12 protein-coding genes are annotated in these 15,073 nt (G+C 61.9%); 1 reads left to right on the top strand and 11 read right to left on the bottom strand.

All coding sequences use genetic code 11. The features are described from left to right. Nucleotides 1–208 precede the first annotated feature (208 nt). Complete coding sequence (locus VFI82_15095; GenBank protein HET7186011.1) at nt 209–1,756, bottom strand: YifB family Mg chelatase-like AAA ATPase; 1,548 nt, start codon at nt 1,754–1,756, stop codon at nt 209–211. Between the two features lie 162 nt (nt 1,757–1,918). Further along, nucleotides 1,919–3,112 (bottom strand): acetyl-CoA C-acetyltransferase, encoded by a 1,194-nt coding sequence (locus VFI82_15100; protein ID HET7186012.1) that lies wholly within the window; start codon nt 3,110–3,112, stop codon nt 1,919–1,921. A gap of 111 nt (nt 3,113–3,223) precedes the next feature. On the opposite strand from VFI82_15100, the gene VFI82_15105 reads away from it, so the two are divergent. Continuing rightward, nucleotides 3,224–3,943: a CPBP family intramembrane glutamic endopeptidase gene (locus VFI82_15105; GenBank protein HET7186013.1), complete on the top strand. Its 720-nt coding sequence runs from the start codon at nt 3,224–3,226 to the stop codon at nt 3,941–3,943. Nucleotides 3,944–4,236: 293 nt separating this feature from the next. Here the strand turns inward: VFI82_15105 and VFI82_15110 are convergent, their stop codons facing one another. The 9 genes from VFI82_15110 to VFI82_15150 form a co-directional block, all read right to left on the bottom strand. Continuing rightward, nucleotides 4,237–7,137 carry an ATP-dependent DNA helicase gene (locus tag VFI82_15110; protein ID HET7186014.1) on the bottom strand — a complete coding sequence of 967 codons (2,901 nt, stop codon included), beginning with the start codon at nt 7,135–7,137 and terminating at the stop codon, nt 4,237–4,239. A gap of 110 nt (nt 7,138–7,247) precedes the next feature. Then, nucleotides 7,248–7,997, bottom strand: coding sequence for an RsmE family RNA methyltransferase (locus VFI82_15115; GenBank protein HET7186015.1), 750 nt, complete (start codon nt 7,995–7,997; stop codon nt 7,248–7,250). Then, entirely contained in the window at nt 7,994–8,371 is a 378-nt protein-coding gene (locus tag VFI82_15120; GenBank protein ID HET7186016.1) for a hypothetical protein, read from the bottom strand. Before VFI82_15120 ends, VFI82_15115 begins: the two co-directional genes overlap by 4 nt. Further along, complete coding sequence (gene dnaJ, locus VFI82_15125) at nt 8,364–9,500, bottom strand: molecular chaperone DnaJ (protein HET7186017.1); 1,137 nt, start codon at nt 9,498–9,500, stop codon at nt 8,364–8,366. Before dnaJ ends, VFI82_15120 begins: the two co-directional genes overlap by 8 nt. An 80-nt stretch (nt 9,501–9,580) precedes the next feature. After that, nucleotides 9,581–10,150: a nucleotide exchange factor GrpE gene (grpE, locus tag VFI82_15130; GenBank protein ID HET7186018.1), complete on the bottom strand. Its 570-nt coding sequence runs from the start codon at nt 10,148–10,150 to the stop codon at nt 9,581–9,583. Nucleotides 10,151–10,156: 6 nt separating this feature from the next. Beyond that, nucleotides 10,157–11,203, bottom strand: coding sequence for a heat-inducible transcriptional repressor HrcA (gene hrcA / locus VFI82_15135; protein HET7186019.1), 1,047 nt, complete (start codon nt 11,201–11,203; stop codon nt 10,157–10,159). Nucleotides 11,204–11,425: 222 nt separating this feature from the next. Further along, entirely contained in the window at nt 11,426–12,256 is an 831-nt protein-coding gene (locus tag VFI82_15140; protein ID HET7186020.1) for an Mrp/NBP35 family ATP-binding protein, read from the bottom strand. Between the two features lie 161 nt (nt 12,257–12,417). Further along, a complete protein-coding gene (cydB, locus tag VFI82_15145) occupies nt 12,418–13,461 on the bottom strand; it encodes a cytochrome d ubiquinol oxidase subunit II (protein ID HET7186021.1) in 1,044 nt (347 codons plus the stop codon). Further along, complete coding sequence (locus VFI82_15150) at nt 13,461–14,831, bottom strand: cytochrome ubiquinol oxidase subunit I (GenBank protein HET7186022.1); 1,371 nt, start codon at nt 14,829–14,831, stop codon at nt 13,461–13,463. Before VFI82_15150 ends, cydB begins: the two co-directional genes overlap by 1 nt. Nucleotides 14,832–15,073 lie beyond the last annotated feature (242 nt).

Genomic DNA, 15,073 nt, shown 5'->3' on the forward strand with positions numbered 1-15,073 from the left:
GCTGTTGGCTCTTGGCTTCTTAGCTACCGGTCACCACAGAGGCACAGAGGCGCGTAACCGCATTGCTGATTGCAGCGGTCCACGAATAGGCAATCGAAAATGTCTTTGTTTGGCCGCATCCTGTGTGGCTCGCTGGGATCCTTCGACTCGGGCATGCGCCCTCGCCCAGGATGACAACAACTGAGGGCATGGCAGGCGCGGACTGCATTTACGCCCAATAAGTGCGGTCGAGGGTGCGATATTGGATGGCTTCGGCGATGTGCTTGGAATCGAGGTGGGGGGCACCTTCCAGATCGGCGATGGTGCGCCCGACCTTCAGAATTCGGTCGTGAGCGCGGGCGCTGAGTCCCTGCTGGTTGATGGCGCGCTCCAGCAGGCGCTCGCAGTCCGGGGAAAGCTCGCAGAACTGGCGGATCTGGCTGGTCTGCATCTGGGCATTGCAAAAGATGCGCGGACGGGCCCCGGCAAAGCGCTGCAATTGAACTTCGCGGGCGCGGACCACGCGCTCGCGAATGTGGGCGGAGGTCTCAGGGCTGGCGCCGCCGCGTAGCTCCTTGTAATTCACCGCGGGTACGTCCATATGAATATCAATACGGTCGAGAAGAGGGCCGCTGATCTTGGCCACGTAGCGCTGGATCATGGGCTGCGTGCAGTGACACTCGCGGGTGCGGTCGTTGAAGTAGCCGCAGGGGCAGGGATTCATGGCGGCGGCCAGCATGAAGCGCGCGGGGAAGGTCAGCGACATGGAGGCGCGGGCGATGCAGACGGTCCCGTCTTCCAGCGGCTGGCGCATGACTTCGAGCACGTTGCGCGGGAACTCCGGCAGTTCATCAAGAAAGAGAACGCCGTGATGGGCGAGTGACACCTCGCCGGGGCGCGGCACAACGCCGCCGCCGATCAGGCCGGCATCGGAGATGGTGTGGTGCGGGGCGCGGAACGGACGCGTTCCGACCAGGCCGGCCCTGGCATCAAGCACCCCGGCGACGCTGTGAATCTTGGTGGTCTCCAGCGCCTCTTCAAAGGTCAACGGCGGCATGATGGTCGGCATGCGTTTTGCCAGCATCGTCTTGCCGGAGCCGGGTGGCCCGATCATCAGGATGTTATGACCGCCGGCACAGGAGACCTCGAGCGCGCGCTTGGCAGTGTGCTGCCCGCGAACGTCCTTGAAGTCAACGGTGAACTGCTGGGCCTCGCTGAGCAACGCACCGGTGTCCACTTTCATGGGGACGATGCCGTTGCCGCCATTGAGCAGGCTGACAACATCCATCAGCGATGTGACTGGGAACACATTGACGCCGCTCACCACTGCGGCTTCACGCGCGTTGATGACAGGAACGACCAGATTGGCGATCTTGCCGCTGCGGGCCGCGACGGCAATAGGAAGAGCGCCGCGGACGCCCCGCACGCCGCCGTCGAGGGAAAGTTCGCCGACCAGCACGTAATCCGGAACTTGCTTGCGGGCAATGCCGCCGTAGGCTCCCAAGATGCCGAGCGCGATGGGGAGGTCGTAGCCGGAGCCCTCCTTCTTTATGTCGGCGGGAGCGAGGTTGACGGTGATGTCGGTGGGCGGGATGTCGTAGCCGCAGTTGCGCAGGGCGGCGCGGATACGTTCGCGGCTTTCGCGGACCGCGGCGTCGGGCAGGCCGACGGTCATGAAGTGATCTTCGTTGCGGCGAATACCGGAGACGTCCACCTCCACTTCGATCACGGCGGCGTCGATGCCATAAACCGCGGCACTGAGGGTCTTGTAAAGCATTCCACGGGCTAGTTGCCCAATCTGACAAAAGAACCGCGGAGTATAGCAAAGGGAGGAACTGAAAAGCGGTGATGTGCCGCCGCTATGGGCCACTCTTTACCCATGCGTGCCCAAAACGGATTTGATAGCTGACGCTATTCTGGACGACGCCACCGAGCGCCCTTAGCGTTCGATGGCCAAGCCCACGGCATTGCCGCCGCCAAGGCAGAGCGCGGCGATTCCCTTCTTCACGTCGCGGCGAATCATCTCGTAAAGCAGAGTGACCAGGATGCGCGCGCCGCTGGCGCCGATGGGGTGACCGAGCGCAACCGCGCCGCCGTTGACGTTCACCTTGTCGAGGTTGAGGCCGAGTTCGCGCGTCACGGCAATGGCAGCGACCGAGAACGCCTCGTTGATCTCGTAGAGATCGACCTCGCCCTTGTCCCAACCCGTCTTCTTCCAAAGCTGGCGAATGGCATCCACTGGGGCCATCATGACCCACTTGGGATCCACTCCGCTGGTGGCCTGCGCCACGATGCGCGCCATCGGCTTGGCGCCAAGCTTGGCGGCGGTGTGCGCGCCGGTAACCACAACCGCGGCGGCGCCATCATTGACGCCGGGAGCGTTGCCTGCCGTCACTGTGCCGTCCTTCTTGAATGCGGGCTTAAGGGCGCGCAGCGCCTCCGCAGTGGTGTCCTCGCGCGGCCCTTCGTCTTTTTCGAACAAGACAGTTTCGCCCTTCTTCTTGCCGGGAACTTCGACCGGGACAATCTGCGCCTTGAAGCGGCACTCCTTGATCGCCGAAACAGCTCTGCGATGTGAATTGACGGCAAACTCGTCCTGCTCCTCGCGCGTGATGTGATACTTCTCGGCGACATTTTCGCCGGTGTTGCCCATGTGGTAATCCTCGTAGGCATCCCAGAGGCCGTCGTGGATCATTGAGTCCACCATGGTGACGTTGCCGAGGCGAAACCCCTTCCGCGCATTGGGCAGCAGATAGGGAGCGTTGGTCATGGACTCCATCCCGCCGGCGACCACCACCTCGCTGTTGCCGGTTTGAATCGCCTGCGCCGCCAGCGCCACCGACTTCAATCCCGAGCCGCAGACTTTGTTCACGGTCATGGCCCCGACCTGTGGCGGCAGGCCGCCGAGGAGCGCCGCCTGTCGCGCCGGGTTCTGTCCCAGACCGGCCTGGACCACGTTGCCCATGATGCATTCATTGACCAGCTGCAGATCGGTGATGCCGGCGCGCTTCACCGCCTCGCGCACCACGATGGCGCCGAGTTTGGGGGCGGAGAGTTCCGACAGCGAGCCCTGGAACTTGCCGATCGGAGTGCGAACTCCGGAGATGATGACTACATCCTCAACGCTGGCCATAAGAGTGCTCCTGTGTGAATTACAAACTGTCCATTATAAGATGCCCCAGGAAGCGCCCCGCAAGATTTCCGGGAGGACAGGTTGCCAGCTGACGGAAACACCCTATATCAAATGGAAGCAGCGCACCCGGCGCCGCCATCACCCGCGCCGGTAGCGCCAGCGTGGCACACGGTGCTGTTCGTCGCGGTTGTCATAGGAACCGCCGTCCTGGCAGCGCGTTCGCAGGGCGAAATGATCGCCCGCCACGGTCGCCTGACCACGTACCTTGTCACCATGTTCTGGGAATACGTGTTGGTCGGTTACATCTTGTGGGGCGCGCAAAAGAAGAACGTCACCTTGCGCGACCTGGCAGGCGGAAGGTGGAACACGCCGAAAGACTTCGCCAAAGACTGGGCGTTCGCATTCGGGTTCTGGATCCTCGCCGCGGGCATCCTGGCAGGATTGTCGTACGCGCTGGGCTTGGCTTCGCCGACGCAGATGGCGGAAGCAAAGAAGCACATCGGGCCGCTGTTGCCGGCCAACGGAGTGGAACTCGGAGTCTGGCTCGCGCTCAGCGCCACCGCCGGGTTCTGCGAGGAGATCATGTTCCGTGGCTACCTGCAAAAACAATTGTCCGCAGCTACGCGCAGCGAGGCCTGGGGAATTGTGCTGCAGGCGATTTTCTTCGGCATCGCACATTACTACCAGGGTCCCCGCCGCGTAGTCCTGATCGGAGTGTACGGCGCGATGTTCGGGATGCTCGCGGCGTGGAGGAGGAGCTTGCGGCCGGGAATGTTCGCTCACGCCCTGCAGGATTCCGTCAGCGGCATCGCGTCACGGTTACTGAAGTAAGCTTCCGCACGAAATTCGTGTTGCGAGGCGGCATGAAATCCCCGCGCGCGAATGTGCGATCTCTGGTTCCGTGGATTTTTTGCTTGACTTCGTTTTTGAATGACTCTATACAATCAAGCAATTGCAACAGTACGTTGTTGCGAATCCATGAACAATGGAAGGGAGAATAGATCATGGCAACGAAAAAGGGTGGCAAGAAGGCTGCAAAGAAAACCAAGAAGCACTAAGCCTTCACACTGAAGCAAAGGGGGACGCCCAAAGCGTCCCCTAAGTTTTTTGTCCGCAAGTTTTGTTCAGCTCGTTCCTACCGCGCTCGAAATCACCCACAGCTTCTGCTCGGTTGCTGGACACAGGTTGCGAAAGTCGCAGCTGTGGCACCAGAAGCCCGGCTTGGCCTGAAAGTGTTCGGCGGCAATCCCCTCGGCAACGGTGACAATTTTGGCGCGAGTCTCCGCCATGGCATCGCCGTCGCGCCGGGTCAGGACTTGGGAGTTGTCCTCGAGGTTGTGAATGACCAGTTCGCCGGCTTCTGCATCGAGCGTCTCGCGGGCGGCGATGGCGTAGATAGACAGTTGCAGACTGTCGTCCGCCTTCTTCTGATCAAATGCCGATCCGGTCTTGAAATCCACGATGCGCAGCCGGTGGTCGGCGGAGCGGTCTACGCGGTCCATGCGGCCACGCACACGTATCCCGTCAACTTTCATGTCGAAGGTTCGTTCCGCGTGCAAGACCGCCGGCGCCGGGCCTGCGGCGAGAGACGCGAGATAAGCGCTCAGATGTCGGGCGCCCTGCTGCTCGAACAGCCGGCGCTGATATTCGTCGTCGAAGCGGGCTTCCGCCATGCGCTCCCGGAATTGCTGCAGCACCTCGCCCTCGCTGCGCGGCCGTTCCGCGATGATGGCCTGGTGAATGTCGCGCAGGACATCGTGAACGATCTGTCCATAGACCATGGCTGCCGAAGCGGGCCCCGGAATGCGCCAGTCGTACATCAGCTTGTACTTCAGCGGGCAGGTATCGTAGGCGTCAATGGAAGTGGCGCTCAGGGGGCGCTGCCGGATGTCGGCACGCGGCTTCATCAGGAGCCAAGCCACGATCCCCGAAGTGTCCGCCGCAGCCGCAGCAAGGTTCGCGGTGAACGGACGCGCTCGGCGTTGCGTCCAACAGCCCTTGGCAAGATCGCTCCGCATCACCAGGCGCAGCAGGCCGGCGGGACTGATGTCCTTCCCGGTTCCAGGGCGGGCATAGACATGAAGCGAATCGCGGGCGCGCGTGAGGGCGACGTAAAACAGACGGCGCTCTTCCTCCTGCTGGATTTGCTTGCCGTCGTCGGTGCGCGGCATTTCGCGAAGCGCCTGCGGAAATTCGAACAAGGTTTCGCGGTAGCTGACCGGGAACGAGCCGGAATTGGCGCGCAGCACGAAGACGGTGTTGAACTCCAGGCCTTTGGCCGAGTGCACGGTCATCAACTGCACCGCGCCATTGTGCTCGGGCACGGGCATCTCCAGTACGCCGCCGGCATCGCGAAACAATTCGAGGTAACCCATCAGTTCCTCGAGCGAACCGGTTTCGGTGATGGGCTTGGCGTGCCACTTGTCCACGAACTCGCGAAAGACGCGCACTTCCTCATCGAACTCAGAAAAACGGAAGCTGCGGACCACGTAATCGCATACCCGCGAGGCATTCCAGTCCACCGATGCGGCGTAGCTGCGCGCCTTTTCCACGGCGGCCAGCACGCGCGGTCCGCCTGGAATTTGCTTGAGCAGGGTCGCGAAGGATGCTTCGCGCGAGGCCGAGGCCAGCGCCGCGCGCATGGCTTCGCCGTCGATGGTAAACATGGGAAGCGCGGCGACACGGAAAAGCGCCTCCGAATTCGCCAGGCTGGCAACCGCTCCCAGGCAGGCCACCAGATCGCGAATGACGGCGGTGTCGAAGATGTCCAGCCCTTTTACGACGAACGGTATTTTGCGCTCCGACAGGGCGCGGGCGATTTCCTCGCGATGGGAGTTCTGCCGGTAGATGACGGCAATGCTTCCCGAAGCATCCAGCTTTCGCATCTCGTCGATAGCGGCAGCAATGTCGGCGGCTTCTTCCTCCTTGCCGCCGTTGAGAACGATTTCCATTTTCTGCGGGACCAGCGGCTTCCCATCGTCTGTTGCGCGCTGTTCGCGGGCCGAGCGCAGTGGCTGGCGAACGTACTCGCGGCCGCCCGGCAGCGGACAATGAACGGCGGGATTGAGCAGAATGACGGAATAGGCGCAGTGAAGAATGTGAGAGGTCGAACGCTGGTTTTCCTTTAGCGCCACCGCCTTGGATCTCGGAAAGCGCCGCAGGAATTCCTCGAAGGCAGCGCTGGAAGCGCCGCGGAAGCGAAAGATAGCCTGGTCGGGATCGCCGACGGCGAATACGTTCTGCTCGTCGCCAGCGAGCAACTTTGCCAGTTCGATCTGCGCCACGTTGGCATCCTGGAATTCGTCAATCAGGAGAAAGCGCGCTTTCTCCTGCTCGCTGCGAAGGACGGCAGGATCGGCGCGCAGCAGCCGGACGGCGCGGGTGATCATGTCGCCAAAGGTTCCCAGGTTCTCCTCGCGCAGCATGGCTTCCACGCGGGTGAAGACGCGGGCGATTTCCTGGCAACGCTCCATGTGTTCAGCGAGCGTGATGGCGTCACACTGCTTGGACTTCGTGACCCGCGGCAGTTCGTGCTTGCCCGCCCGCAGCTGCTCCACATAAGCGGTGAAGCGCGCGGCATCGACCAGTTCGTCCTGGCAGCGACTGAAGAAGTCGAGCAGCGCGTTGAGGAATTCATGCGGCCTGGGCGCCTTGATGTAGTACTTCAGCCCGAGCGTGTCGAGGCGGCGCCGCAGCAGGATCCAGAGGTCTTTCTCTTCCAGGAGCCGGAAATCCTGCCGGGCTCGTTGCAGGATGCCGTAGCAGAGCGCGTGGAAGGTGCAGGCGCGCCATCCGGTTGGGACGCCGCGCTCGCCGAGCTTCTCCACCAGTTCGGCTGCGGACTTGTCGGTGTAAGTGACCGCGAGAATTTCCTGCGGGCGAGCTTCGCCGCTCGCGACCAGCTGCGCGATGCGCTCCACCAGCACCTTGGTTTTGCCCGTACCAGCCCCGGCGATGACCACCATCGGCCCGCGGACGTGCTCGATGGCTTGCCGCTGCTGCGGATTGGGAACGAAGCCGCTCATCTGCTCTCTTCGGGGAAGCAGTTGATTATGTGGGAGGAGCAGAAGGTCAGCAACTCGGAATTTGCCTTACAAGCAACCCGAGGCTAATACCGAGTTCCTGGCGACGTAGACTATTGGTGGTTGATTTCCGATAACGTGATGGCGAGCGCTGCGATGGCGGCGGTTTCGGCGCGCAAGATGGTGCGGCCGAGCGAAGCGGAGGCCCAGCCCGCAGCCTTAAATGAGGCGAGTTCATCAGCGGCCCAGCCACCCTCGGGGCCAACGGCGAGAGCGACCGTCAATGGTCCACCGCCCGTTGTTGATGCGGCTTTGGGAAGCGAATCTTGGTCAAGAGCCTGCCTCAAACTCAAGCCGGCTTCTGTCTCCGCAAGCATGATGCGCAATTCGGCCGGCAGCGTCAGCGCCCCTTTCAGCGGCTGGGGCGTGACGACCTCCGGAGGCGCGATACGCCGAGACTGTTGCGCCGCCTCGTGCACGATCCGACGCCAGCGCTCAACCCGCTTCGCAGCGGCGGATGCGAGGTGCGTTTCAGTTCGACGCGCCAGGACCGGCAAGATGGCCGCCACTCCCAACTCGGTCGCCTTCTCGATCGCCCACTCCATGCGATCGAACTTGAAGACGGCGAGCAGCAGGGTCAGGCGCGTGACTTCCTTTTGCGGTACCTGGTCGCCGAGTTCGAACTCCACCCGGTTATCGGCGACATGGACCACCCGCCCCAGTCGCACCGATTCGCCGGTGGAGACCTCGAACTCCTGCCCCACGCGCACGCGCAGCGAGCGCGCCAGGTGCTCGGCGTTTCGTCCCAACAGGATCGCGCGCTCGCCGGAGACCTGGTCGGCAATCCAGCGGCGGCGCGTCATTTGCGGATCAGGAAAAACCAGGTCGCGGCGGCGGCAGCGGCGTATGCGAAACCGAAATAACGGTTCTGGCGGGCCAGGCTTTGTTCTTCCGGCGACTTCGCGTTGCCGATCATCTCCAGCCCGGTCAGTATGCCAATGAAAAACGCGACGATCATCCAACGCTGGTGGGAATAGAAGAAATAGACGGGGACGAGAACCACCGATCCGAGCAGCGAAGTCCATCCCCACATGCGGTGCCGCGCCCGGGCCTTCGGTTCGGAAATCTTCTGGCTGGTGATCTGGGCGAAGTTTTTCGCCTGCGCCAGCCGGACAATGGCGGGCAGCGCCGTAGCGATCAGCAGGAACCATGAGTAGTAGCGCGCGAATTTATCCAAAGATGTCTTTGACCTTCCCGAGAATGGTGGCCCGCTGCGGCTTGTTCTCGATGCCATCGGTTCCCGCGAATTCCTGCAGCAGTTCGCGCTGGCGCTTGGTCAGCTTGGAAGGGGTGTGCACCCTCACTTCCACGAACAAGTCGCCTTTGCCGCGCCCGTTCAGGACCGGGGCGCCGCGGTTGCGGAGCTTGAACACTGTTCCACTCTGCGTGCCGTCAGGAATCTTGAGCTTCTCCACGCCTTCCAGGGTGGGAATCTCAATTTCCGCCCCCAGAGTCGCCTGCGAGAAGGAAATGGGGACAACGCAGTGCAAGTCCTTGCCCTCTCGCTCAAACATCGAGTGCTCCTTAACGTGGAGCACGATATAGAGATCGCCCGCAGGTCCGGCGTGCGTGCCGGCTTCTCCCTGGCTGGAGTATCGAATGCGCGTGCCGTCTTCGACTCCGGCGGGCACCTTGACGTCAATCATGCGCTCGCGGACTTGGCGGCCTTCCCCGCGGCACGCCTTGCAAGGGTCGGTAATCACGCTGCCGCGTCCCTGGCAGGCGCTACACGTCCTGGCGATGCTGAAGAATCCCTGCTGATATCGCACTTGGCCGCGACCGCCGCAGGTGCGGCAAGTTGTCGGGCCATGTCCGGGCGCAACCCCCGAACCTTCGCAGGTTTCGCAGGCTTCGTGGCGGCGGACGCTGACCTTCTTCTCGACCCCGAATACCGCTTCTTCGAACTCGAGCGTGAGATCGTGACGCAGGTCGGCGCCCCGCTGCGCCCAAGTGCGCTTACGGCCTCCCATGCCGCCGAACATGTCGCCCATGCCGAAGATGCTGCCGAGAATGTCGCCGAGGTCGCCGAAATCCTGGAAAATCGTGGGATCGAATCCGCCGGCGCCCATCCCGCTTACGCCGGCATGGCCAAAGCGGTCGTAGGCCGAGCGCTTGTCGGCATCGGCGAGCACGGTGTACGCCTCGGTGCACTCCTTGAAGCGCTCCTCGGCGTCGGGATTGTCGGGATTGCGGTCGGGATGGTACTGCAAGGCGAGCTTGCGGTAGGCGCTTTTCACCTCCTGCTCGGTCGCGGTGCGGGTTACACCGAGAACTTCGTAATAATCGCGTTTGCCGTTGTTTGCCAAGCTTCCGTTTTGTTCTGGCCTTCGACTTCGGGTTGAGTTCCCGCGCTATGGCGCGGGAGCCAACCGGGAGTGCAACTCGCCTATTTTTTGGGATTCGTCGCGACGCGCACCATGGCCGGCCGCAGCAGCCTGTTCTTGAGTGTGTACCCGCGCTGCAACTCGTCGAGTACGTGGTGGTCCTCGGCCTCGTTGCTCTCGACCATCTGCACCGCCTGGTGCAGGTTAGGATCGAAGGGCTCGCCTCGCGCCGCGATCGGCTGCACTCCCAGCTTGCCCAACGCGTCATGGAACTGCCGGTTGATCAACTCCAGTCCCTGGTGAAATTCTTCGCTGCTGCGCTCTGGAGTGGACAACGCGCGGTCGAAGCTGTCCAGCACCGGCAGCAGAGACTTGATGGCCTCCGCCAGCGCGAAATCCCGGAATTCCTGCTGCTCGCGCGCGTTGCGCTTGCGAAAATTATCGAATTCCGCCTGCAGTCGCGCCAAACGGTCCAGCAGCGTGTCACGCTCCTGGCGTAGCCGTTCGAGTTCCTCCTGCCGGGCGGCGGCCGCGCTTGCCGTTTCCTGTTCATTGCTCTCCGCCGGCGGCAATTCGTGCTCGAGATCGAGCGCCCGGCGATCGCCGTCAGTTTTTCCGTTTCCTGGTGCCATGGTTCCCTATTCCGAGTCGTTCAGTATGCGGTCGAAAAGCCGCGCGATGTACGACACCGCCGTGATGGTGTGCTGGTAATCGATGCGGGTGGGTCCGATCACCGCCAGCGATCCCATCACTTCCTCGCCGACGCGCGCCGGTGCGCCAATGAGCACAAAATTCCGCAGGTAAGGCGCCGCTTCTTCCAGCCCGATAACCACTCGAACCGCTTCCTGCTTGGCATCAAGGTAAGCATTCAGCAACTGCACAACCTGCTGTTTTTCTTCCAGGGTCTGCAAAAGCTGCCGCAGCCTCTGGCGGTCTTCCTCGCTGGTAACGAGGTTGGACGCCCCCTCCAGATAGATGCCGTGTGGCGCCTCCTCGGCTCCGATTGCGCCCTGTTTGTAGAGTTGCTCCAGGGATTGCATGAGCCGATCGTACTCGCTGCGCTCGGCCTGGATCCGTCGTTCCAACTCCGACTGAACCGCGGTCAGGGTCCAGCCGCGGAAGTTTTCATTGATGTAGCGAGCGGCAATTTCCAGGTCGGCTTGCGCCAAATCGGAGGTCATGCGCAGCACGCGGTCGCGCACGACCCCGGACTTCATGACCACCACGGCCAAAATCTTCTTGTCCCCTAACCGGGAGAAGTAGATGTGATCCAGCGCGTTCTTGGGACCGCCGCTGGTCAGGGTGATACCCACGCCGTGCGAAATCAGCGAAAGCACGTGCGACGTGCGCTCCATGAACTCCTGCACGTCGGTGACGCCGTGCAACGCCCCTTCGATCACTCCCTGGTCTTCGGGAGAGAGCTTGGCCTCCCCGCTTAGCTGGTCGACGTAATACCGGTAGGCGTCCGCCGTAGGCACGCGGCCAGCCGACGTATGAGGCTGGTCCAGAAATCCCGCGTCGCAGAGATCAGACATGACGTTGCGAATGGTCGCCGGACTGAGCCCCTCGCGATTGATGCGCGCCAGCGTACGCGAGCCAATGGGCTCACCCGTAGCAATGTAGCTTTCCACGATTGCGGTCAGGATCTCGTGTTCGCGGGGGCCGATTTGTCCACTCGGGGGCATAGGACCTTAAGGCAAGCTCTAAGTACCTTTAGATGCAAAAACTTAGGATTCGATTCTCACCTTTCCTGAATTGTAGGAAGAGAGGGGTGGGAAGTCAAGGTTAGCAGTCACAAGGGCGGAGTGCTAAAGGAGTTTCCAGTTTCCAGTCGCAGTGATCAACCTGGCTGCCGGCATCGGTGCCGGCCGCTCAGGAACTAGAAACCAGAAACCAAAAACTAGAAACTACATTATCTGGATCACGTCCGCGGGGCTGGCGGCGCGGATCTCCTGCACCCGCTCCTTCACCTTCTGTGCGAACGCATAAATCGATTTCGCGTGCGAGGAATCCGGCCCGTCCAGCGCTACGGGATGGCCGGAGTCACCACCCTTGCGGATGTCGGGATCAATTTCGATCTGCCCGAGAAACGCCAGGCCGAACTGCTCGGCGGTACGTCCGCCGCCGCCCTTCGAGAAAATGTCGATCTCCTGGTGGCAGTGCGGGCAGACGAAGTGGCTCATGTTCTCCACCAGGCCAACAATGTCCACCTTCATCTGGCGGAACATCTCGATGGCCTTGCGAGCGTCCTGCAACGCGACATCGGATGGGGTGGAGACGACGATCGATCCGGTGATCGGAACGGTCTGGATGAGCGAGATTGCGACATCACCCGTGCCCGGCGGCAGATCCACCACCAGGAAATCGAGCTGGCCCCAATCCACGCGTTGCACAAATTCGCGGATCATCTGGTGCAGCATGGGCCCGCGCCAGATCAGAGGCTTGTCGCCGGGGTTAAGAAAGCCGACCGAGATCACCTTGATGCCATAGCGTTCCAGCGGCTCGATGCGGTTGTCGCCGACGATGCGCGGCGTCGAACTGGAACCGAGCATCAAGGGAACGTTAGGACCGTAGACGTCGGCGTCGAGCAGGCCGACCTTGTGGCCAAGCTTGCCCAGGGCGAGCGCCAGGTTGACGGCCAGGGTGGTCTTGCCGACACCGCCCTTCCCCGAACCCACGGCGACGATCGCGTCCACTCCGGGCAGCGGCTGCGGCCCCATCGGCTGTTGCGCATGCATGTGACTCAAGAGAGAACCTCAGGTGTAAAGTAATCCTTGATTATACGACGGCGTGGCAGGCGGTAGTTGGCAGCTGGCAGTTGGCAGGGTGTAGCGGGTAGTTGGCAGGCGAAACCTAACTGGGCGCAAATCTCCCCAAATCGCCAGCTCCCAGCTACGAATCAGTGCCCGGCGCCCTCCTCCAGGACTACCTTCCCTTTGAACATTCGATAGATGAAGGTGAAGTATCCGATGGCGATGACGATCGCGATCGACCACCAGACTAGACCCACCGATAGGCCGTGGTGCGCCGCAGCGGTGTTGTAGATGGTAAGGCTGTTGGGCTGGTTCATCGCGGCCGGCAGCACGTCGGGATAAATTCCAAACGCCGCCCCACCCAGCATTCCCGCAATGTAGGTCGAGGAGCAAAGGAATGCCGCCTTCTCGCGGTATTCGCTGGCAAAGTAAAGGACGCCGCCCAAGCTGGCAAAAACGATGATCGGAATCGCCAGTCCAATCGGCCAGCGCGTGTAGTTATCGACCACGTCAAGGTGCACGCGGATGGTGAGCATCAGGCTGATGACGGTGAGCGCCAGGACCACCGGCCACACCGCCAGCGCAATGCGCCGGGCGCGTTCGTTGATCGAGTTGCAAGTTTTGTGGGCGATGTAGAGCGCGCCGTGCATCGTGAGCGTGGCCAGCGCCATCACGCCGGTCATAACAGTGAACCAGTCAAGAATTCCGGGCTGCGGCCCGACCCGCCAGTTGGTCCACAGCGGTTCGAAAAAGTAGCCGTCATGGTTCAGCGGCACGCCTCGCACCACGTTGCCCAGGGCGGCGCCAAAAAAAATCGCCAGCAGAATGCTGGAAACGGAAAAGACCACGTCAAAGAAGCCGCGCCATACTTCGCTCTCCAGGTGGGTGCGGAACTCGATGCCAATGGCGCGCAGCATCAGCAGCCACAGCACCATCATCAGCGGCAGGTAGAAACCGCTGAAGCTGGAAGCATAGAGCAGCGGAAAAGCGAAGTAGAGGGTCCCCCCGGCCGCCAGCAGCCAGACTTCGTTGCCGTCCCAGACCGGCCCGATGGCGCGCAGGACGGTGCGGCGCTCTTCGTCGTTGCGTCCGGCGAACAAGTGAATGATGCCGGCGCCGATGTCGAAACCATCGAGCACAACATAGGCCACCAGCATGAGCGCGACAATCACGAACCAGAGAGTCTCCATTACCGCACCTCCACCAATTCCGGCTCATGCGATGGCAGCTTGACCGGCGCGGCCTTTTCCGGACCGCGATCGATCTCGCGATAAACCAGGTACAGGAACAGGAACGAGAGCACGCTGTACATACCCATGAAGCCGAGCAGCGTAAACATGCCATTGCCCGCCGACACCATCTTCGAGTAGCCGTCGGCGGTGCGCAGCAGACCGTACACGAGCCAGGGCTGGCGGCCGACCTCGGCCGTCAGCCAGCCGGCGGTGTTCGCGATGTAGGGAAATGGAAAGCTGAGCATCAGGATCCAAAGCGCCCAGCGTGTGTCGAACAGCTTCTTGCGCCACAGCAGCCCCGCCGCCAGCGCCATGACGGCGATGAAGATCGTCCCCAACCCCACCATGATGTGGTAGCTGTAATAGAGCAGCGCAACGTTCTCCGGCTGGTCCTGCTTGGGAAACGCATCCAGGCCCTTCACCTCCGCGTTCCAGCGCTGGTAGGTGAGGAAGCTGAGCATCTTAGGAACGGTCAGCGGGTTGTCGATTTTCTGCTCGAGTATATCGGGCTGCCCAAGGATGATCAGGTCCGCGCCGGGCTGCGTCCGGAACAGCCCTTCCATTCCCGCCAGCGTCGCCGGCTGATGACGGGCGAGCATGCGCCCCTGCCCATCGCCGGTCGGAAACAGCTGCAGGAGGCTGAAGATAAGGCCGGCGGTCACGCCGGTGCGAAGAAAAATCCGCGCCTGCTCGCGGTGCTGTTCGCTGAGCAGGTAGAAGGCGCCCACGGCGGCCATCACGAAGGACCCGGTGATCACGGCGCCGCTCATGTTGTGGGCGTACTGCCAGGCGGCCCACGGGTTCAGCACCAGCTTCCAGAAGCTCTCCAGTTGGACGCTGCCGTTGGGTATGCGGACGTACCCGGTGGGGTGCTGCATCCAGGCGTCGGTGGCGACGATGAAGTATCCCGAGAGCCACGATCCGGCAAATACCATGAATGCGCTGAACCAGTGCAGCTTCGGGCTCAGCCGCTTCTCGCCGTACAGGAACAGCCCCAGGAATGTGGACTCCAGGAAGAATGCGAACATGCCTTCCATGGCAAGCGTCTGGCCGATCACGCCGCCTGCCCACTGCGAGAAGTGCGACCAGTTGGTGCCGAACTGAAATTCCATCGGGATGCCGGTCACCACGCCAAGAACGAAGTTAATGCCGAAAATCTTCGCCCAGAATCGCGCCGCGCGATTGTAGCGGTCGTCCTTCTTCCATAAGGCCAGCGACTTCAGCGCCACGATCAGCGGCGCCAGCCCCATGGTCAGCTGCGGGAACAGGTAGTGATAGGTGACGGTAAACGCGAAGTGCAGGCGATGAATCAACAGTGCGCTGTCCATGGCTGGGTGGTGCCCCGCGGGCGTGAGGAACGATGAACGATCCCGCACGATCCCATGGCTGTAATGTTGCAGTCGGCACGCCATGCGCGCAGTGATACTGGTCACAACAGGAAGGTGTCTAAGCGGGAGTGCAGATTCGGTCCAGTTGAGTGTCATGATTCGGGACCGAAGAGGAATGATTCATCGACCCGGTCGTTGCCGCGCGCTTGGGAACATTTCCCACGCAAGCCAAAAAGCCGGCA

It is taken from the genome of Terriglobales bacterium (genome assembly GCA_035691485.1).
GTDB lineage: Bacteria > Acidobacteriota > Terriglobia > Terriglobales > Acidobacteriaceae > JAIQGF01.